Genomic DNA, 19,240 nt, shown 5'->3' with positions numbered 1-19,240 from the left:
TTTGAGGCGCTCCCCCTGAAGGGGGAGCTGTCGCGGAGCGACTGAGGGGGAAGCGAGAGATGACCGGCCGGCATCGCGGCAGCTGAAAACGGCCCCCCTCCGGCCCTCTGGGCCACCTCCCCCAGAGGGGGGAGGATCTTGGGATCACCGCGCCCCGAACAGCGCCGAGCCCACCCGCACCGAGGTGGCACCGCAGGCGATGGCCGTCTCGAAGTCGTCGCTCATGCCCATGGAGAGCCTGTCCAGTCCGTTGCGGGCGGCGATATCGGCCAGCATCCGGAAATGCGGCGAGGGATCCTCGTCGGCGGGCGGGATGCACATCAGGCCCTCGACCGTCAGCCCGTAGGCGCCCCGGCAGGCGGCGATGAAGGCGTCGGCCTCGTCGGGCGTCACGCCGGCCTTCTGCGGCTCCCGCCCGGTATTGACCTGGACATGGAGCCGCGGGGCCCTCCCCTGCGCCTGGACCTCGTCGGCCAGCACCCGGGCAAGCTTCTCGCGATCCAGGGTCTCGATGACGTCGAAGAAGGCCACGGCGTCGCGGACCTTGTTGGTCTGCAAGGGGCCGATCAGGCGCAGCTCGATCCGGTCGCGCAGCGGCGTCCAGCGCTCCTTGGCCTCCTGCACGCGGTTCTCGCCGAAAACCCGCTGGCCCCCGTCGAGCACAGGGGCGATATGGTCCCAGGGCTGCAGCTTCGACACCGCCACCAGCTGGACGGCGTCGGCGGGCCGGCCGGCCGCGAGCGTGGCGGCGGCGATGCGGGATCGGATGGCGTTCAGGGCTTCGGACATGGCGGACCAGGAAACGGATAGTCTGGAGACCCTCTCTAGAACGGCCGCGCGGCTTCGCCCATGGGCGTGGCCGGGGGATCCCCTGCCACGCCTGCTGTTTTTCACCGATCCGGCGCGGGTACCCGATCCCGAGGCCGTCGCCGAGCGCCTGCCGGCGGGCGCCGGGATCGTCTACCGGCCCTTTGTTGCACCGGACGCCATCGAGCGCGGTCTTCGGCTGTCGGTGATCGCCCGTCGCCGGGGTCTGCTGCTGCTGGCCGGCGCCGATCCGGCGCTGGCGCAGGCGATCAGTGCGGGGGGCGTCCACCTGCCCCAGCGCTTGGCGGACAACGCGGCCGACATTCGCAGGGCCCATCCGTCATGGCGGATCACCGCGGCGGCGCATGACGTCCTGGCTGTCCAGGCGGCGCAACTGGCCGGCGTCGAGGCGGTTGTGGTCTCGCCGGTATTTCCCAGCAACAGCCCCTCGGCCGCCGCGCCGCTGGGCGTCGAGGGCCTTGTCGAGATCACGGCGGGGGCGACTCTGCCGGTCTACGCCCTGGGCGGCGTCAATGCGAAAACCGCCGACGCGCTGGTTGGCGCGGGCGTCTACGGCCTGGCGGGGATCGAGGGATTTGGCGGCTAGGCCGCCTCTTCATCGCGTCATTCCCGCCCTTGTGGCGGGAAGCCCTGGTTCAGCTCGCACGTGAAGCGAAAGCCGGTCGCTGGCGATCCGCCTCATCCGCCCTTACGGCCGACAGAAGGGATCCCGCCACAAGGGCGGGAATGACAGGAGATAAGGATTTCCAGGATCGAGCCGGAGGCTCGGATCAGAACTTGAAGGCCGTTTCCAGCTTCACGCGCGGCGCGGGCTCGCGGGTTTCGTTCTTGCGGGCGGCGGCCACGGGGTTGTTCTCGCCCAGGGCCACGGCGCCGCCGACGCGGATCGACGGGGTGACCTTGTAGTAGGCCCCGGCCTGGACGTCCTTCAGCTCCATCTCGCGGCCCACGGGCTGGTCGAGGTCGAGCTTGAGGCCCCACTTGCCCTTGCGGGCGTCGAATTCGAGGGTCTTCTTGGGGTTCTGCGGGCTGAACGGCGCGCCTTGCGCCCCGGTGAAGTCGTTCTTCACCGTGAAGTCGGCGGTGGCCGGCGCGGTGCGGGTCTTGGTCTGGGCATGAGCCAGCGAAGCCGATCCCGTGAGGATCAGCGCGGCGGCGCCCGCCAAGACGAATTGCGTCGCGACCTTCGTCACTCGACACCCATTCCCCAAAAATAACCCCTGCCCGAACCCTATATAGGTACGGACACCCTGAAAGCCGAATAAAGGCCTTGGTACAACGCGGTCAACAGGGCTTGGATCACGCTGATCGTCGCAGGTTACGATTCAAGCGGCGCCTGTGGCGGTCATGTCACGCGATTCCTGTTTTGACGCAGCGCGGCCATGCTATAGACGCGTTCCGGCTGCGGGGGCGCGCCTGGGCTGCGCGCACGCGCCGGCAGATTTTTGGAGCGAGGTACTATGGCGTTTGAGCGTGGGTCCATGTTGCGCGGCGTCGCCGCCGGCGTGCTGGCGCTGTCGGTTCTCGGCGTGGCCGCATGCAGCAGCAACAAGCCGCCCAAGACCTTCACCAGCCAGAGCGAAGAGCCCGGTTTCCAGCCCTTCGGCCTGTTCAAGAAGAGCCCCAAGGCCGCCGCGAGCGAAGGCTCGATCGGCGTCAACGGCTTCCTGTGGCGCGCGTCGCTGGACACGCTGGCCTTCATGCCGCTGGCCTCGGCCGACCCGTACGGCGGCGTGATCGTCACCGACTGGTACATCAATCCGGAAAAGCCGGACGAGCGCTTCAAGGCCACCGTCTACATCCTGGACACCCGCCTGCGCGCCGACGGCCTGAACGTCACGATCTTCAAGCAGGCCAAGGACGCCTCGGGCGCCTGGGTCGACACGGCCGCCTCGGACCAGACGGCGACCGACATCGAGAACGCCATCCTGACCCGCGCGCGTCAGCTTCGCCTCTCGAACATCCGGAACTAAGGGCTCCAGTCCCGAAGGATCCGCGCGGGAGCCCCTCGTCTGGCGACAAGGGGCTCCCGTTCGCATATTTAGGCGCGCCCCGGCCGCGAAACCGCTTATGAGCATTGCGGAACGCGCCCCAGAGCCTGCGCAGCAGGCTCTGGAATCAAACATTGGAGCGCGCCCGGGCGGGTTAACCGCCTACACTTAACCCTAGCGCGCTCTCGCGCCCTGTCCGCAAGCACACTCTGGTTTCCATGGCCCGCTACAATCCCAAAGACACCGAGCCGAAGTGGCGCGCCGCCTGGGCGAACGCCAACACCTTCCTGACGCCGATCGCCCCCGACGCGCGTCCGAAGTACTACGTGCTCGAGATGTTCCCCTATCCGTCGGGGCGCATCCACATGGGCCATGTGCGCAACTACGCCATGGGCGACGTCGTGGCCCGCTACAAGCGCGCCCAGGGCTTCAACGTGCTGCACCCGATGGGCTGGGACGCTTTTGGCATGCCCGCCGAGAACGCGGCCATGGAGCGCGGCGTCCACCCCAAGGGCTGGACCTACGACAACATCGCCGCCATGCGCGAACAACTGAAGGCCCTGGGCCTGTCGGTCGATTGGTCGCGCGAGTTCGCCACCTGCGACCCGGAGTACTACGGCAAGCAGCAGGCCTGGTTCCTGCGCCTGCTGAAGCGCGGCCTGGTCTATCGCAAGGAAGCCTCGGTCAACTGGGACCCGGTCGACATGACCGTGCTGGCCAACGAGCAGGTCATCGACGGCAAGGGCTGGCGCTCGGGCGCGACGGTCGAGAAGCGCAAGCTGACCCAATGGTTCCTGCGCATCACCGACTACGCCGACGCCCTGATCGACGGCCTGAAGACCCTGGATCGCTGGCCCGAGAAGGTCCGCATCATGCAGGAGAACTGGATCGGCCGGTCCACGGGCCTGCGCTTCAAGTTCCAGTTTGAGGGCGAAGCGCCGGACGGCCTGGCCGAGGGCCTGGAAGTCTACACTACCCGTCCCGACACCCTGTTCGGCGCCAGCTTCGTGGGCATCGCCCCCGAGCATCCGCTGGCCGAGCAACTGGCTGTCGAGAACCCCGACCTGCAGGCGTTCATCGCCGAGTGCCGCAAGGGCGGCACCTCGGAGGCCGATATCGAGGGCGCCGAGAAGCTGGGCCGCGACACCGGCCTGCGGGTGAAGCACCCGCTGGACCCGTCGATCACCCTGCCGGTGTGGATCGCCAACTTCATCCTGATGGACTACGGCGCCGGTGCGATCTTCGCCTGCCCGGCCCACGACCAGCGCGACCTGGACTTCGCCCGCAAGTACGACCTGCCGGTGCTGCCGGTCGTGCTGCCGCCGGGCGCGGATGCGGCCGAGTTCACGGTCGGCAAGGAGGCCTATGTCGGCCCCGGCAAGATCTTCAATTCCGAGTTCCTGGACGGGATGGAGGTCGAGGCCGCCAAGACCGAGGCCGTGTCGCGCATCGAGGCCGCCGGCCAGGGCCAGGGCGCGACCGTCTATCGCCTGCGCGACTGGGGCGTCTCGCGCCAGCGCTACTGGGGCTGCCCGATCCCGGTCATCCATTGCGAGGCCTGCGGCCCCGTGGCCGTGCCGGAAGACCAGCTGCCGGTGACCCTGCCCGAGGACGTCACCTTCGACCCGAACAAGCCGGGCAATCCGCTGGTGCGGCACCCGACCTGGAAGCACGTCGCCTGTCCGTCGTGCGGCGCCCCGGCCGAGCGCGAGACCGACACGCTGGACACCTTCGTGGACAGCAGCTGGTACTTCGCCCGCTTCACCGACCCGACCGCCGCCGAGCCGATCGACAAGACCTGCGCCGACCACTGGATGCCGGTCGACCAGTATATCGGCGGCGTCGAGCACGCGGTGCTGCACCTGCTGTACGCCCGCTTCATCACCAAGGCGCTGAAGGACGAGGGCCTGCTGTCGGTGGACGAACCGTTCGCGGGGCTGTTCACGCAGGGCATGGTCACCCACGAGGCCTACAAGGACGAGGCCGGCGATTGGGTCGAGCCCTCCAACGTGGTGATCACCGCCGAGGGCAATGTCCGTACCGCCAAGCATGCCGAGACCGGCGCGCGGATCGTCATCGGCGACATCGAGAAGATGTCGAAGTCCAAGAAGAACGTCGTCGCTCCCGAGGACATCTTCGAGGCCTACGGCGTCGACTCCGCGCGCCTGTTCGTGATGAGCGACAGCCCGCCCGAGCGCGACGTGCAGTGGAGCAACGCCGGTGTCGAAGGCTCCTGGCGCTTCACCCACCGCCTGTGGAACGAGTTCGACAGCCAGCCGGCCGGCGACTTCGCCCACGACGACGCCGACGAGGCGGCCCTGGCCCTGCGCAAGGCGGCCCACAAGCTGATCGGTTTCGTCACCGACAGCATCGAGGGCTTCCGCTTCAACAGCGGCGTGGCGCGCCTGTACGAGTTCCTGAACGCCCTGAAGGCCGCTCCGGCCGAAGGTGCGAGCCAGGGCGTGCTGGCCGCCCGCGTCGAGGCGCTGGATATCCTGGCCCGCCTGGTGGCGCCGTTCACGCCTCACCTGGCCGAGGAGGCCTGGGTGCGCCTGGGTCGCGAAGGCATGGTGGTCGACGCGCCGTGGCCCAAGGCCGATCCGGCCCTGGCCGCCGACGACGAGCGCGTGCTGCCGATCCAGATCAACGGCAAGCGCCGCGGCGAGATCAAGGTCAAGGCCGGCGCCCCGGACGACGAGGTGCAGAAAATCGCTCTGGCGGATCCGGCCGTCATGGCCCACCTTGAAGGCGTCACGGTCCGCAAGGTGATCGTGGTCAAAGACCGCATCGTCAACATCGTGGCGAACTGATCCATGAAGCGTCTCCTGGCGGCCGCCGCCCTGCTTTCGACCCTGGCCCTGTCGGCCTGCGGCTTCACGCCCCTGTACGGCCAGCAGGGCGTCACCGGCGGGCTGGGCGCGATCGAGGTTGTGGCGGCCGAAGGCCGCGCCGGCTACATGCTGCGCGAGCAGCTGGAGGACGCTCTGGCGCGGAACCCCAACGTGCTGGCCTCGCACCGCCTGACCTACAAGGTCGAGGAAAAGCGCTATGCCCGCGGCGTGCGCGTCGACAACGTGGCCAACCGCTACGAGCTCAACATGAAGGTCGAGTGGAAGCTCACCGACACCACGACGGGCTCGGACGTGCGCAAGGGAACGACGACGGCGGTGGTCACCTACGACTCCGCCGACCAGCCCTACGCCGCCATCGCCGCCCAGCAGGACGGCCAGGAGCGCGCCGCCGCCGAGGTGGCTCGCAAGATCCAGCTGGAACTGGCCGCGTGGCTGGCCGGCAAGGCGCCCGCCTGACCTCGTGGCCATTCTTTCCAAGCGGCAGGATGTCGAGCGGTTCCTGAAGGATCCGACCCCCGACATCCGCGCCGTCGTCATCTACGGCAAGGACCGCGGCGTGGTGCGTGACCGCGCCACCCAGCTCGCCCACAAGGTGGTCGAGCGGCCGGACGATCCCTTCGACACCGCCCTGCTGACCGAGGGCGACCTCGACAGCCACCCCGGACGCCTGGAAGACGAACTGGCCGCCCTGTCGATGATGGGCGGCAAGCGCCTGGTGCGCCTGCGTCTGATGGGCGAGAAGGCCGGTCCCGACAAGCAGGCCGCCGAGGCCCTGACCGCCCACGTCGAGGGACGGCTCAATCCTGAAGCCTTCTTCCTGGTCGAGGCCGGGGCCCTGGGCCGCGACTCCACCCTGCGCAAGACGGCCGAGAAGGCCGGCGGCTGCTACGTCATCCCCTGCTACGAGGACGAGGTCGGCGACATGGCGCGCCTGACCCGCGACGCCCTTTCGCGCGACGGGGTCAGCCTGAACGGCGAGGCGCTGGACCTGTTCGTCAACCGCCTGCCCAAGGAGCGCGGCGTGGCCCGCGCCGAGATCGAGCGCCTGGCGCTGTACCTCGGCCCGGGCAGCGGCGTGGTCGCCACGCCCGCCGACCTGACCGACTTTCTCGGCGTCGAGCCCGAAGCCTCGCTCAGCGACGCGGCCGCCGACGCCTTTGGCGGCAAGATCGGCGCGGCCCACGCCGGCCTGCGCCGCGCGGCCCAGGAGGGCGAGGGCGGCCCCGCCGCCGTCCGGGCCATGGGCTACTATCTGGGCCGCCTGCGCCGCACCCTGACCCTGCACAAGAACGGCGTCGACCTGGGCGCCGCCGCCAAGGCCTCGGGCGTGTTCTGGAAGACCGAGCGCGAGTTCCTGCGCCAGGCTCGCGCCTGGACGCTGGAGCACCTGTTGACCGTGCAGCAGGACATCCTGGCCGCCGACAAGGCCTGCAAGACCTCGGGTTCTCCCGACCAGCTGATCGCCGAACGCCTGGCCCTGCAGATCGCCGGGCGGGCGCGGCGGCTGGGGCTGTGAAACGCGCCCCTCTCCCCTCGCGGGAGAGGGTGGCCTGCGAAGCAGGTCGGGTGAGGGGTCTCTCAGAACCGTCCGCGCGACCCCTCATCCGTCGGCCTTCGGCCGCCACCTTCTCCCGCAAGGGGAGAAGGGCCTACTGCCGACAATGCACTTTCCGTCAAACCTCGGTGCAGGCCGCGCGCGCCCGCTTGACGCCCTCACGCGCAGCGCCCAGAAGCCGGACGTGACCGACACCGCCGCGCCCGAACCGACGTCCGCCCCGCCCGCCAAGAAGGGCGGAGGCCTGCTCAAGTCGTCGATGATCTATTCCGGCCTGACCCTGGTCAGCCGGCTGATGGGCTTCGTGCGGGACCTGGCGATCTCCTACCGCATGGGGGCCAGCGCGACGCCGGCCGCCGACGCCTTCAACACGGCGCTGGCCTTCCCCAACCTCTTCCGCCGCTTCTTCGCCGAGGGCGCCTTCGCGGCCGCCTTCGTGCCGGCCTACGCCAAGTCGCTGCAGGAGGACGGCGAGGACAAGGCCGACGTCATGGCCGCCGACGCCATGGCCACCCTGGCGGCGGCGACCATCATCATCACCGTGATCTGCCAGCTGGCCATGCCCTGGCTGATGATGCTGATCAGCCCCGGCTTCGCCGCCGATCCGGCCAAGTACAAGCTGGCCGTGCTGCTGACCCAGATCACCATGCCCTACCTGCCGTGCATGGCCATCGTCGCGCACCTGTCGGGCGTGCTGAACGCCCGCGACAAGTTCATCCTGTCGGCCGGCGCGCCGGTGCTGCTGAACATTGCCACCCTGATCTTCATCCTGCCGCAGGCCGACGCCGTCTCGGCCGCCACCTGGGGCTCGGTCGGCGTGATCGTCGCCGGCGTCGCCCAGGCGGGCCTGCTGGTCTGGGGCGTCAACAAGTCCGGCGCCAAGGTCCACTGGCGGCTGCCGCGCCTGACGCCCGAGGTGAAGGCCCTGATCGGCAAGGCCATTCCCGGCGCGCTGGCGGCCAGCGCCACCCAGGTCAACATCTTCATTTCCGGCGCCCTGGCCAGCCATGTCCCTGGCGGCCGCACCTGGCTGGCCACCGCCGACCGCCTCTACCAGCTGCCGCTGGGCCTGGTGGGCGTGGCCATCGGCGTGGCCCTGCTGCCGCGCCTGGCGCGCGCCGTGAACACCGGCGACGGCGACGACGCCCAGAGCGCCATGGACCAGGCCATTGCTCTGGCCCTGGCGTTCACCCTGCCGGCCGCCGCGGCCCTGGTGGCCATGCCCGGCTTCCTGTCGGACGGCCTCTACACCCGCGGCGAGTTCACCGCCTTCGACGCCAGCCAGACGGCGGCGGCGCTGTTCTTCTACGGCCTGGGCACCCCGGCCTTCGTGTTGCAGCAGCTCTATTCGCGGGCCTTCTTCGCGCGGGGCGACACCAAGACGCCGATGCGGTTCGCCCTGATCTCGGTGGCGGTGAACATCGCCTTCGGCATCGTGCTGTTCAACCTGGTGGGCGTGAAGGGCATCGCCGCGGCGACCGCCATCGCCTCGTGGCTCAATGTTGGCCAGATGGCCTTCACCCTCTGGCGCAAGGGCCACTACGGCCCGTCGGGCCAGACCTGGTCGCGGGTGACCCGCATCCTGCTGGCCAGCGTCGGCATGGGCCTGGTCCTGGCCGCCGCCTCGCACTGGCGGCCGCTGATCGAGGCGCCGCTGGAGGCGCTGGGCCTGCGCGGCCGCGTCATCGGCGCCAAGGAAGTGGCCCTGGTCCTGACCGTGCTGGTCGGCGGCGGGCTCTATTTCCCGCTGCTGTTCCTGTTCGGCGGCGTCAAGCCCAGTGAGCTGAAGGCCGCCCTGCGGCGCGGCAAAGCAACCTAGAGCCTTGTCCGGCGCGCGCGGGGACGGTAACGAGCATGCCCATGGCTCCGATCGGTTCCCCCGCGCCGCGATGGCGCAGCTTCCGCTGAACCCGATCGCCGCGTCCCCGGACGCGGCCCGCGCCCTGGTGCGCGCCGCCATCCCGACCGTTTCCGACATCCAAGGCTGAAGCCATGACCGACCAAGCTCCCGTTCCGTACGCGGGTCCCAAGCGCATCCTGTCCGGGATCCAGGCCTCCGGGGCCCTGCACCTGGGCAACTACCTCGGCGCTCTGAAGCGCTTCGTCGACATCCAGGACGAAGAGCCCTTCATCTTCGTCGCCGACATGCACGCCATCACCGTCTGGCAGGACCCGGCGGTGCTGGCCCAGCAGACCCGCGAGATCGCCTGCGCCTACATCGCCGCGGGCCTGGACCCCAAGAAGGCGACGATCTTCCCGCAGTCGGCCGTGCCGGCCCACGCGGAACTCGCCTGGATCTTCAACTGCGTGGCGCGCCTGGGCTGGCTCGACCGCATGACCCAGTTCAAGGAAAAGAGCGGCAAGCACAAGGAGCGCAGCTCGGTGGGCCTCTACACCTACCCGGTGCTGCAGGCGGCCGACATCCTGCTCTACAAGGCCACCCACGTGCCGGTGGGCGAGGACCAGAAGCAGCACCTGGAACTGACCCGCGACATCGCCCAGAAGTTCAACAACGACTTCGGCGCCCCGGGCGGCCAGCCGGCCTTCTTCCCGGTCACCGAGCCGGTGATCGAGGGGCCGGCCACCCGCGTCATGAGCCTGCGCGACGGCACGGCCAAGATGAGCAAGTCCGACCCGTCGGACGCCTCGCGCATCAACCTGATGGACGACGCCGACGCCATCGCCGCCAAGATCCGCAAGGCCAAGACCGATCCCGAGCCGCTGCCCGAGACCGTCGAAGGCCTGGCCGAGCGTCCGGAAGCCCGCAACCTCGTGGACATCTACGCGGCCCTGTCGAGCACCACCCGCGCCAAGGTTATCGAGGACTTCGGCGGCAAGGGCTTCGGCACGTTCAAGCCGGCCCTGGCCGAGCTGGCGGTCGAGGTCATGAGCCCGATTGGCGCGCGCATGCGCGAACTGACCGGCGACCCGGCCCAGATCGACGCCATCCTCAAGGACGGCGCCGAGCGCGCCCGCGCCGTGGCCGAACCGGTCGTGGCCGAGACCAAGAAGCTCGTCGGCTTCTGGGGCGCCTAGAAAACCCTTCTCCCATAGGGAGAAGGAGGGGCCCGCCCCTCAGGCGTGGGAGGATGAGGGGTTGAGGCGTCGGCCGGCGTGCCGGCACGATCTTGGGGCAATTGGTGAGGGCGAAACCCCTCACCCTCCCACCGCTGCGCGGCGGGCCCCTCCCTCTCCCTCCGGGAGAGGTTCTTCAGGGCCTTGCCCTCCGCCCTCGCAAGGGCCACATGTCCGGCATGTTCATCCAGACCGAAACCACGCCCAATCCCGACGTGCTGAAGTTCCTCCCCGGCCGCGAGGTCCTGGTGGACGGCGCGCGGGAGTTCCGCACTCCCGAGGAAGGCGAGGCCTCGCCGCTGGCCGACGCCCTGTTCCGCCTCGGCGACGTGACGCGGGTGTTCTTCGGTCCGGACTTCCTGACGGTGACCAAGGGCGAGGACGCCCAGTGGCCGCACCTGAAGGCGCCGATCCTGGCGGCGATCATGGACCACTTCACCAGCGGCCGCCCGCTGCTGCTGAGCGAGGAAGCCGCCGGCGGCCACGACGAGGACGGCGTCTACGACGACGAGACCGCCCAGATCGTCTCCGAGATCAAGGAACTGCTCGACACCCGCATCCGTCCGGCCGTGGCCCAGGACGGCGGCGACATCGTCTTCAGCCGCTTCGAGCCGGCCACCGGCGTCGTCTGGCTGCACATGCGCGGCGCCTGCTCGGGCTGTCCCTCGTCTTCGGCCACGCTGAAGTCGGGCGTCGAGAACATGCTCAAGCACTATGTGCCGGAAGTGACCCGGGTCGAGCAGACGCTCTGATCTTCCCGGTCCCGGGGCGGGTTTTCGGCCCCGGGCGCCTTGCGCGATCCGCTGGGATCCCCATACTGTAACTACATAAGTTGCGATTATGGTTTCCTATAAGGATCGCTGATGTCCAAGCTCGACACCGCCGCTCTCGCCCAGCTGTTCACCGAGGCGCGCACGCGCAACGGCTGGAAATCCGACCCCGTGCCGGAAGCGGTGCTGCGCGAGCTCTACGACCTGGTGAAGTTCGGCCCGACCGCCGCCAACGCCAGCCCGGCCCGCTTCGTCTTCGTCACCAGCCCGGAAGCCAAGGAAAAGCTTGCCGCGCTGTCGTCGGGCTCCAACGGCCCGAAGATCCTGGCCGCCCCGGTCACCGTCATCGTCGGCTACGACCTCGATTTCCCCGAAACCCTCGACAAGCTGTTCCCGCACGCTCCGGGCGCCAAGACCTGGTTCAGCGACCCGGTCGCCAAGGAGTGGGGCGCGCTGCGCAACAGCTCGTTGCAGGGCGGCTACTTCATCCTGGCTGCCCGGGCCCTGGGCCTGGATGTCGGCCCGATGTCGGGCTTCGACAACGCCGGCGTCGACGCTGCGTTCTTTGCCGGAACCAACATCAAGAGCAACTTCATCGCCTCGATCGGCTACGGCTCCGACGAGGGCCTGTTCCCGCGCAACCCGCGCCTGGACTTCGAGGAAGCCGCCCAGATCCTCTGATCGGGTCCCATCGTCATCGCCTGGCATGCCGGGCGATGACGGCGAGGGGAGGGCGCGCTAGAACCACGGCATGACCCTCCGTCTCGCGCTCCTCGCCGCGCCGCTGGCCCTGCTGGCCGCCTGCGGCCCCGCCGAAAAGACCCCTGCCACGTCCTCGGGCAAGCCCGACGCGACCGCGCCGGCCGCCCCGGAGGCGGCGAGGCCGGCCGATGGCTCGGCCGTGATCAAGATCACGCCCTATGTCGGCGGCCCGCTGCAGGTGGCCGCCGCGGGCGTCGGTCCCATCACCGCCGCCACCGCCTTCGACCAGCCGACGATCCAGGCCCTGTTCCCCAAGGCCCAGGTCAAGGCCGCCTTCATCCACGTCGGCGATGGCCCGCCCGGACCGATCATCACCGTCGAGCAGGATAACGTCCCGCTGCTGGAGATCGGCAAGGGCGCAGACGGCGGCATCGCCGAGATCCGCCTGGCCGCCGGCGACGTGCGCGGTCCCAAGGGCGAGAGCCTGCTGGCCAAGTGGGCGGCCCTGGGATTCACGCGCGACCAGTGCCGGGCCGGCGAGGGCCGCACCGTCAACCAGACGATCTGTGTCCGCCCCGAGGCGCCGACCGTGTCCTACGTCTTCGGCGTGCCGGGCTGGACCAAGGGCGGCGTGCCCGACGAGGCGACGCTGAAGGCCAAGGGCCAGCTCAACGAGTTCGTCTGGCGTCCGGCCGAGACCGCCCAGGTCGGGGCCGCCTGATCTTGCGCGTTCTCTCCGTCGACACCTGCCTGGCGGCCTCGTCGGTCGCCGTGATCGAGGGCGGCCGCGTCCTGGCCGCCCGCAGCGAACCCATGACCCGCGGCCACCAGGAGCGCATCGCGCCCCTGGCCAAGGAGGTCGCCGCCGAGGCCGGTATCGTCTTTTCCGACCTCGACCGCATCGCCGTCACGGTAGGGCCCGGCTCGTTCACCGGCCTGCGCGTGGGCCTGTCCTTCGCCAAGGGGCTGGCCGAAGCCCTTTCGATCCCCTGCGTCGGGATCAACAGTCTGGAGGCCCTGGCGGCCTCCTCGGGGGCGTCCGGCTTCGTGGCCGCCGTGCTCGACGCCAAGATGGCCCAGGTCTACCTGCAGGTCTTCGATGGCGGCAAAGCGCTGATGGCCCCCGACGCCCTCGACATCGGCTCGGCGACCGCCCGCCTGGCCGAACTCTATTCCGGCGGCGCGGCGACCCTGGTGGGCTCCGGCGCGGTCCTGCTGGAGGGCGTGCTGCCCGAAGCGACCCGCCTGGACCTGGCCGCCGCCGACCCCGTCGCGATCGCCCGCCTGGCCGCTGCCCGGCCGGCGCCGACCCATTCGCCCCGGCCGCTCTATCTGCGCGCGCCCTACGCCACGGCGCCGACGCCATGAACCTGCGTCCCGTCGGATTGGAAGCGTGCTGGGACCTGGCCGACCTGCACGAGAGGGCCTTCGACCGGCCCTGGGCCCCGACCGAGTTCGAGGCGCTGCTGAACTCGCCCGGCGTCTTCGCCGTGCTGGGCTCCTCGGGCGAACCTGACGAGCCGCGCGGTTTCATCCTGTGCCGGGCGATCGCCGGCGAGGCCGAGATCCTGACCATCGCCGTCGATCCGGCCGCGCGTCGGCGCGGCTGGGGCGCGGCCCTGGTCGAGATGGCGGCCGGGATCGCGACCGAGGCCAAGGCCTTCGACCTGTTCCTGGAGGTGGCGGCCGACAATGTCGCCGCCATCGCCCTCTATGGGGCCACCGGCTTTTCGCAAGTGGGTCTCAGGAAGGGCTATTATCCCCATCCAGACGGCGCCAAGGACGCCGTCGTCATGCGGCGGGCGCTTAACACTTAGGTACCGATTGCCTATTGTGCCCGCGAATCCCCGACGGAGACGCCGCCTTGGACCGCCTTGAAAAGCTCTGCATCGAAAAAGGCATGCGCATGACCGACCAGCGTCGGGTCATCGCGCGCGTACTGTCGTCGGCCGACGACCATCCGGACGTCGAGGAACTGCACCGCCGGGCCCACGCCATCGACCCGCACATCTCGATCGCCACGGTCTATCGCACCGTGCGCCTGTTCGAGGAGAGCGGCATCATCGAGCGCCACGACTTCCGTGACGGCCGCTCGCGCTACGAAGAGACCCCGACCCATCACCACGACCACCTGATCGACATGAAGACCGGCAAGGTCGTCGAGTTCGTGGACGAGGAGATCGAGGCTCTGCAGCACGCGATCGCCAAGAAGCTCGGCTACAAGCTGATCGATCACCGCCTCGAACTGTACGGCGTGCCGATCGAAGAGTGATTGAGCAGGATCAAGGAAAAGGGCGCGGGTTCATCCCGCGCCCTTTTCTTTTGGATCAGGCCCGCACGAAGTCGAGGAACACCGGGGCGCAGTCGCCCAGCTTCTTTTCCTCGTAGCGGGTGGTCACGTGGTCGGCGGGGATGGCCTGGCGGTCGACCCCTTCCTCGGCGAAACGGAAGGCCGGATTGGCCAGCACCCGCTCGGTCGTCCACTCGGCGTAGTCGGCCCAGTCGGTGGCGAAGCGGAAGGCCGCGCCGGGCTTCAGCACGCGGGCGAGGTCGGCGACGAATTCCGGCTGGATGATCCGGCGCTTGTTGTGCCGGGCCTTGTGCCAGGGGTCGGGGAACATCACGAAGAGGCGGTCGATGCTGGCGTCCGGCAGCCAGCCGACCACGTCGCGGGCGTCGCCCTCGTGGATGCGGACGTTCGAGAGGGCCTGCTCCTCGACGTGGCGCACGGCGCTGGCCACGCCATTGACGAAGGGCTCGGCCCCGATCACCAGCACGTCGGGCCGGCGGCCGGCCTGGGCGGCCATGTGCTCGCCGCCGCCGAAGCCGATCTCCAGCCAGGTTTCCTTGGCTTCCGGCATCAGGTCGCGCGGCTGGAAGGCCTCGTGCGGCACGGCGATGGTCGGCAGCAGGGTGTCGAGCAGGGCCTGCTGGCGAGGCTTCACCGGCCGCGACTTCAGGCGGCCGAACGAGCGCAGCGGGCCGTGGGGCTGTTGGGGATTGGTCATGGGGCGGGTCTTTAGCCGTGATGACGGCCGGAGGCCAGCGGCGCACCCCGCAAACGAAAACGGGCCCCGGTCTGGCGACCGAGGCCCGCTTCGAATTCCCGAAGGATGCGAGGCTTACGCCAGGCCCTTCAGCTCCGACACCAGGTCGGTCTTCTCCCACGAGAAGCCGCCTTCGTTGTCCGGCGTGCGGCCGAAGTGGCCGTAGGCGGCGGTGCGGGCGTAGATCGGGCGGTTCAGCTGCAGGTGCTCGCGGATCGAGCGCGGCGTGGCGCCGCCGATCAGCTGCGGCAGGACCTTTTCCAGGACGGCCGGATCGACCTTGCCGGTGCCGTGCAGGTCGACGTGGAACGAGACCGGCTGGGCCACGCCGATCGCATAGGCGATCTGGATCGTGCAGCGCTCGGCCAGGCCCGAGGCCACGACGTTCTTGGCCAGATAGCGGCAGGCATAGGCGGCCGAGCGGTCGACCTTGGTCGGGTCCTTGCCCGAGAAGGCGCCGCCGCCGTGCGGGGCCGCGCCGCCGTAGGTGTCGACGATGATCTTGCGGCCGGTGATGCCGGCGTCGCCGTCCGGGCCGCCGATCTCGAAGCGGCCGGTCGGGTTGATCAGCCACTGGGTCTTCTTGGTGATCAGGCCTTCCGGGAAGATCGGCAGGATATGCGGCTTGATCAGGTCGAGCACGCGCTTGGAGGTCGGCGTCTTGCCGTCGATCTTCTTCTTGTGCTGGTGCGACACGACGATCGAGACGACGCGTTGCGGCACGCCGTTGCCGTCGTACTCCAGGGTCACCTGGCTCTTGGCGTCGGGCTCGAGCTCATGCAGCTCGCCCGAATGGCGCAGTTCGGCCAGGCGCTTGAGGATGTTGTGGCTGTATTGCAGGGTGGCCGGCATCAGCTCCGGGGTCTCGGTGCTGGCGTAGCCGAACATGATGCCCTGGTCGCCGGCGCCTTCGTCCTTCTTGTCGGTGGCGTCCACGCCCTGGGCGATGTGCGCCGACTGGCCGTGCAGATAGCAGGCGTACTTGGCCTTTTCCCAGTGGAAGCCCTTCTGGGCGTAGCCGATGTCCTTGATGGCCGCGCGGACCTTGGGCTCCAGGGACTTGATGATGTCCTTGGTCAGCTCCTTGTTGGCCTTCTTGTCGCCGCCCGGCTTGCCCGCGCGGACTTCGCCCGCCAGGACGACGCGGTTGGTCGTGACCAGGGTTTCGCAAGCCACCCGAGCTTCCGGATCGGCGCTCAGGAAGGCGTCGACGACGGTGTCGCTGATACGATCGGCGACCTTGTCGGGGTGGCCTTCGGAGACGCTTTCGCTGGTGAAGATGTAGGACGAACGGCTCAAGGTGGACGGCTCCGGCTTATAGTCCAGCGCCCACGCGGCAACCGGCCTCGCGAGCTTAGCGAGAACCATATAAAGATAAGTTTATGTCCGCAAGGCGGCCGGTCGCCTTTCCGGGTCCGACGGGCCGGGCGAGGCGCCCGGCCGTGGGGGCGGCTCGAAGGGGCTAGGCTTCTTCCTCGGCCATCGACCGAACGAGGTCGAGGATGCGGCGACGCACCGGCGAGCGGGTCAGGCGGGGAAACAGCGACGCCAGTTCCAGGCCCTCGGGCGTCATCAGGAACTCGTGCACCTGGTGGTCGTTGCGCGGCTCGCCGTCGGCCGGTTCGGACGGATCGGCCAGGCCCTCGAAGAAGTAGGCGACGGGCGCCTGCAGGCTGCGGGCGATCTCATAGAGCTTGCTGGCGCTGACGCGGTTGGCGCCGCGCTCGTACTTCTGCACCTGCTGGAAGGTCAGGCCCAGGCTCTCGGCCAGCTTTTCCTGGCTGACGCCCAGGATCTTGCGGCGCATGCGGATGCGGGCGCCGACATGAAGGTCGACGGGGTTAGGCGAACGCTCGATTTCGGCGGGGGATTCGATGGCGACGGTCATGCTTAGGCATAGACCTAAGATTACGGCTTTAGTTCAGCCCTTATCTTTCGCAGCGGCAAACTTCTGACCGCCGGTACGTGAAGTGCCGATACAGATCGCCACCGAGACGAGCAGCAGGACAGCCAGCGGCCAGTCGCCCAGGCGGGAGGCCGGCGTGTCGCGGCCGACGGCGGGCAGGCGGGCGTCGATGACCCCGCGGGCGCCCAGGTCCAGGCGCTGGCCCTCGACCACGCGCCCCTGGGCGTCGACCATGGCCGACACGCCCGTCGGGGTGGCGCGGATCATCGGCCGGCCGGCCTCGATGGCGCGATAGCTGGCCAGGTTCAGGTGCTGCAGGGGGCCTGAGGTGACCCCGAACCAGGCGTCGTTGGAGACGTTGACCAGCGCCCGCACGCCGGCGTCGGGGCGAGCCAGGCCTGGGAACAGGCTCTCGTAGCAGATCAGTGGCTGCACCTTCAGGTCCGGCGTCACGCTCAAGGGCGCCGGGCGCGGGCCGGTGGCGAAGCCGTCGCCCAGGTGGGCCATGCTCTTGAAGCCGATGGCGGTCAACAGGCCGTCCGCCGGCAGGTACTCGCCGAACGGCACCAGCCGGTGCTTGTCGTAGACCCCCACCATGACGAGGTCGCCGGGCTCGCGGCGCAGCGCCACCAGGCTGTTGTAGTAGACCGGCGCCTCGACCGAACCCTCGTAGCGATAGCCGCCGATCAGCAGCAGCTGGCCCGGTTGCAGCGAGTCCATGATCGCCTGGCGCACCCAGGTTCCGGGGGCCAGATAGTCGTTGATGGCGGCGGGCAGGGCGCCTTCGGGCCAGACCACGATGTCGGCCGGCTTGCCGTCGGCATAGGGCTGGGCGGTCAGGGCGGCGTAGTCGTTGACGATCGCCTGGAAGCTGGCGGCGTCCCATTTGGCCGACTGCTGGACGTCGGCCTGGACGATGCGGACCTTGGGAGCTGAGGCGGCGATCGGGCTCGGGGCGGCCTTCAGGGCGAGCCAGCCCCCGCCATAGAGGCCGACGAGCGTCGCGGCCGCGGCGCCGAGCGCGATCCGTCCCGAGCGTCCCTGGCGCCAGACGGCCGGAGCGGCCGCCACGGCGAGGGTGACGAAGGTCAGGCCATAGGCGCCGATCAGGGCCGCGGCCTGGGACGGCGCCGAGCCGGCCTTCCAGGTCTCGCCCGGCAGGTTCCAGGGAAAGCCGGTCAGTACGTGGCCGCGCACCCACTCCAGCGCCGACAGGGCGGCGGCGAAGGCCAGGACGCGCACCGCGCCGGCCGGACGCAGGCGGCGATAGAGCACGGCGCCCGCGCCCCAGAACAGCGCCAGGCCCGCGGCCATGGCGGTCACCGCGAACGGGGCCATCCAGCCCTGGTTGGCGGCGTCGACCAGGAAGGCCTCGCCGATCCACCAGGTGCCCAGGCCGAAATAGCCCAGCCCCGCCAGCCAGCCGCGCAGGAAGGCCGAACGCAAGGGCCTGGGCCCGTCGATCGCGTCCAGCAGCCACAGCAGCAGGGCGTAGCCCAGCAGGCCCGGCAGGATCCCGAACGGCGGGTGGGCCAGGGCCGCGGCCAGGCCCGCGACCAACGCCAGCGCGCGGTCGCGCCAGGGCGAAGCCGCTGTCAGGGCGGCAAGGCTCAAGGGGCGTCCACCGAGTCGAACGAGGTCTCCGCCCCGATCGGTTCCGGTGCGCGGCGCACCCGCACCTTCAGCACGCGGCGAGGGTCGGCCTCCAGCACCTCCAGGTCGAAACCGGCGGGGTGGCGAACGACCTGGCCCTGCTCGGGGACCTGGCCGGCAAGGGCGGCGACGAGACCGCCGACGGTGTCGACCTCCTCCTCGTGTTCAGGCGGGGCCAGGGTCTCGCCGACGGCGGCTTCCAGGTCTTCCAGCGGCGTGCGGCCCTCGGTCTCGAAGGCGCCGTCCGGCCGGGCCGTCACGGTGGCGACCTGGGCGTCGTCGTGCTCGTCGTCAATGTCGCCGACCACGCTCTCGATCAGGTCTTCCATGGTCACGAGGCCGTCGACCCCGCCGAACTCGTCGATGACCATGGCCATGTGAATGCGCTTGGTGCGCATGCGCAGCAGGAGGTCGGCCGCCCGCATCGAGGCGGGCACCAGCAGCATGTCGCGACGCAGCTGTTCCAGAACGCGGGCCTCGGGCTCCGGGCGCAGCGCGCCGTCGGCCAGCAGGCGGAAGACGTCCTTGACGTGGATCACGCCGATCGGCTGGTCCAGCGCCTCGCGGTAGATCGGCATGCGCGAATGGCCGGCCTCGACGAACTGGGCCACGACCACGGCGAAGGGGGTCTCGACCTCCACGGCGACCACGTCGGGGCGGGGGGTCATGACGTCGCCGACCTTCAGCGTCTTGAACGCCTCGGCCTGGTCGACAAGGTCGGGCGCGGCGACATGGTCGGGATCGACCGGGCGCGATCGCTTGACCGGCGCGGCGCGCCGCAATTCACGGAAGAACGCCCGCAGGCCCCGGCTGAAACGAGCCGGACCGGCGGGCGTGGAACTCTGGTCGTCGTCGGGCATG

General features: G+C 69.7%; 20 protein-coding genes. 13 read left to right on the top strand and 7 right to left on the bottom strand.

Features of this window, described 5'->3' with window-relative positions:
* Window positions 1-144 precede the first annotated feature (144 nt).
* On the bottom strand, window positions 145-789 hold the full coding sequence (locus V6S85_RS04730) for a YggS family pyridoxal phosphate-dependent enzyme (RefSeq protein WP_334348200.1): 645 nt from the start codon (window positions 787-789) through the stop codon (window positions 145-147).
* On the opposite strand from V6S85_RS04730, the gene V6S85_RS04725 reads away from it, so the two are divergent.
* Window positions 788-1,414 (top strand): thiamine phosphate synthase, encoded by a 627-nt coding sequence (locus V6S85_RS04725; RefSeq protein WP_334348199.1) that lies wholly within the window; start codon window positions 788-790, stop codon window positions 1,412-1,414. The genes V6S85_RS04730 and V6S85_RS04725 overlap by 2 nt on opposite strands.
* 184 nt (window positions 1,415-1,598) lie before the next feature.
* On the opposite strand, the gene V6S85_RS04720 is transcribed toward V6S85_RS04725, so the two are convergent.
* Window positions 1,599-2,021 (bottom strand): NtrZ family periplasmic regulatory protein, encoded by a 423-nt coding sequence (locus tag V6S85_RS04720; protein ID WP_243410642.1) that lies wholly within the window; start codon window positions 2,019-2,021, stop codon window positions 1,599-1,601.
* Window positions 2,022-2,273: 252 nt separating this feature from the next.
* On the opposite strand from V6S85_RS04720, the gene V6S85_RS04715 reads away from it, so the two are divergent.
* The 12 genes from V6S85_RS04715 (at window position 2,274) to V6S85_RS04660 (ending at window position 14,045) form a co-directional block, all read left to right on the top strand.
* On the top strand, window positions 2,274-2,801 hold the full coding sequence (locus tag V6S85_RS04715) for a DUF3576 domain-containing protein (RefSeq protein ID WP_116569381.1): 528 nt from the start codon (window positions 2,274-2,276) through the stop codon (window positions 2,799-2,801).
* Window positions 2,802-3,037: 236 nt separating this feature from the next.
* A complete protein-coding gene (gene leuS, locus V6S85_RS04710; protein WP_334348198.1) occupies window positions 3,038-5,629 on the top strand; it encodes a leucine--tRNA ligase in 2,592 nt (863 codons plus the stop codon).
* 3 nt (window positions 5,630-5,632) lie between these two features.
* The gene (gene lptE / locus V6S85_RS04705; RefSeq protein WP_116569383.1) at window positions 5,633-6,127 is read left to right on the top strand and encodes an LPS assembly lipoprotein LptE; all 495 of its coding nucleotides are present in this window, start codon (window positions 5,633-5,635) and stop codon (window positions 6,125-6,127) included.
* Between the two features lie 10 nt (window positions 6,128-6,137).
* A complete protein-coding gene (holA, locus tag V6S85_RS04700) occupies window positions 6,138-7,187 on the top strand; it encodes a DNA polymerase III subunit delta (protein ID WP_334348318.1) in 1,050 nt (349 codons plus the stop codon).
* A 223-nt stretch (window positions 7,188-7,410) separates the two neighbouring features.
* Window positions 7,411-9,045 carry a murein biosynthesis integral membrane protein MurJ gene (gene murJ, locus V6S85_RS04695; protein ID WP_334348197.1) on the top strand — a complete coding sequence of 545 codons (1,635 nt, stop codon included), beginning with the start codon at window positions 7,411-7,413 and terminating at the stop codon, window positions 9,043-9,045.
* 173 nt (window positions 9,046-9,218) lie between these two features.
* Window positions 9,219-10,262: a tryptophan--tRNA ligase gene (trpS, locus tag V6S85_RS04690; RefSeq protein WP_334348196.1), complete on the top strand. Its 1,044-nt coding sequence runs from the start codon at window positions 9,219-9,221 to the stop codon at window positions 10,260-10,262.
* A 218-nt stretch (window positions 10,263-10,480) separates the two neighbouring features.
* Window positions 10,481-11,053, top strand: a complete 573-nt coding sequence (locus V6S85_RS04685; protein ID WP_116569557.1) for a NifU family protein — start codon at window positions 10,481-10,483, stop codon at window positions 11,051-11,053.
* 111 nt (window positions 11,054-11,164) lie between these two features.
* Entirely contained in the window at window positions 11,165-11,752 is a 588-nt protein-coding gene (locus V6S85_RS04680; RefSeq protein ID WP_334348195.1) for a malonic semialdehyde reductase, read from the top strand.
* A gap of 70 nt (window positions 11,753-11,822) precedes the next feature.
* Entirely contained in the window at window positions 11,823-12,494 is a 672-nt protein-coding gene (locus V6S85_RS04675) for a DUF1131 family protein (protein WP_334348194.1), read from the top strand.
* A 2-nt stretch (window positions 12,495-12,496) separates the two neighbouring features.
* Window positions 12,497-13,141 carry a tRNA (adenosine(37)-N6)-threonylcarbamoyltransferase complex dimerization subunit type 1 TsaB gene (tsaB, locus tag V6S85_RS04670; RefSeq protein WP_334348193.1) on the top strand — a complete coding sequence of 215 codons (645 nt, stop codon included), beginning with the start codon at window positions 12,497-12,499 and terminating at the stop codon, window positions 13,139-13,141.
* Complete coding sequence (locus V6S85_RS04665) at window positions 13,138-13,590, top strand: GNAT family N-acetyltransferase (RefSeq protein ID WP_334348192.1); 453 nt, start codon at window positions 13,138-13,140, stop codon at window positions 13,588-13,590. The genes tsaB and V6S85_RS04665 overlap by 4 nt, the downstream gene beginning before the upstream one ends.
* 47 nt (window positions 13,591-13,637) lie before the next feature.
* Window positions 13,638-14,045, top strand: coding sequence for a Fur family transcriptional regulator (locus V6S85_RS04660; protein WP_101720476.1), 408 nt, complete (start codon window positions 13,638-13,640; stop codon window positions 14,043-14,045).
* A gap of 55 nt (window positions 14,046-14,100) precedes the next feature.
* On the opposite strand, the gene trmB is transcribed toward V6S85_RS04660, so the two are convergent.
* The 5 genes from trmB to V6S85_RS04635 form a co-directional block, all read right to left on the bottom strand.
* Entirely contained in the window at window positions 14,101-14,781 is a 681-nt protein-coding gene (gene trmB, locus V6S85_RS04655; protein WP_334348191.1) for a tRNA (guanosine(46)-N7)-methyltransferase TrmB, read from the bottom strand.
* A gap of 114 nt (window positions 14,782-14,895) precedes the next feature.
* Window positions 14,896-16,119 carry a methionine adenosyltransferase gene (gene metK / locus V6S85_RS04650; protein WP_101720478.1) on the bottom strand — a complete coding sequence of 408 codons (1,224 nt, stop codon included), beginning with the start codon at window positions 16,117-16,119 and terminating at the stop codon, window positions 14,896-14,898.
* A 163-nt stretch (window positions 16,120-16,282) separates the two neighbouring features.
* The gene (locus tag V6S85_RS04645; RefSeq protein WP_116569391.1) at window positions 16,283-16,708 is read right to left on the bottom strand and encodes a helix-turn-helix domain-containing protein; all 426 of its coding nucleotides are present in this window, start codon (window positions 16,706-16,708) and stop codon (window positions 16,283-16,285) included.
* 33 nt (window positions 16,709-16,741) lie between these two features.
* A complete protein-coding gene (lnt, locus tag V6S85_RS04640) occupies window positions 16,742-18,340 on the bottom strand; it encodes an apolipoprotein N-acyltransferase (RefSeq protein WP_334348190.1) in 1,599 nt (532 codons plus the stop codon).
* A complete protein-coding gene (locus V6S85_RS04635; protein WP_334348189.1) occupies window positions 18,337-19,239 on the bottom strand; it encodes a hemolysin family protein in 903 nt (300 codons plus the stop codon). The genes lnt and V6S85_RS04635 overlap by 4 nt, the downstream gene beginning before the upstream one ends.
* Between the last annotated feature and the right edge of the window lies 1 nt (window position 19,240).

It is taken from the genome of Caulobacter sp. CCNWLW153 (assembly GCF_036889365.1).
Classification (GTDB): Bacteria; Pseudomonadota; Alphaproteobacteria; order Caulobacterales; family Caulobacteraceae; genus Caulobacter; species Caulobacter radicis.
This window is presented reverse-complemented; position numbering and strand designations above follow the sequence as displayed.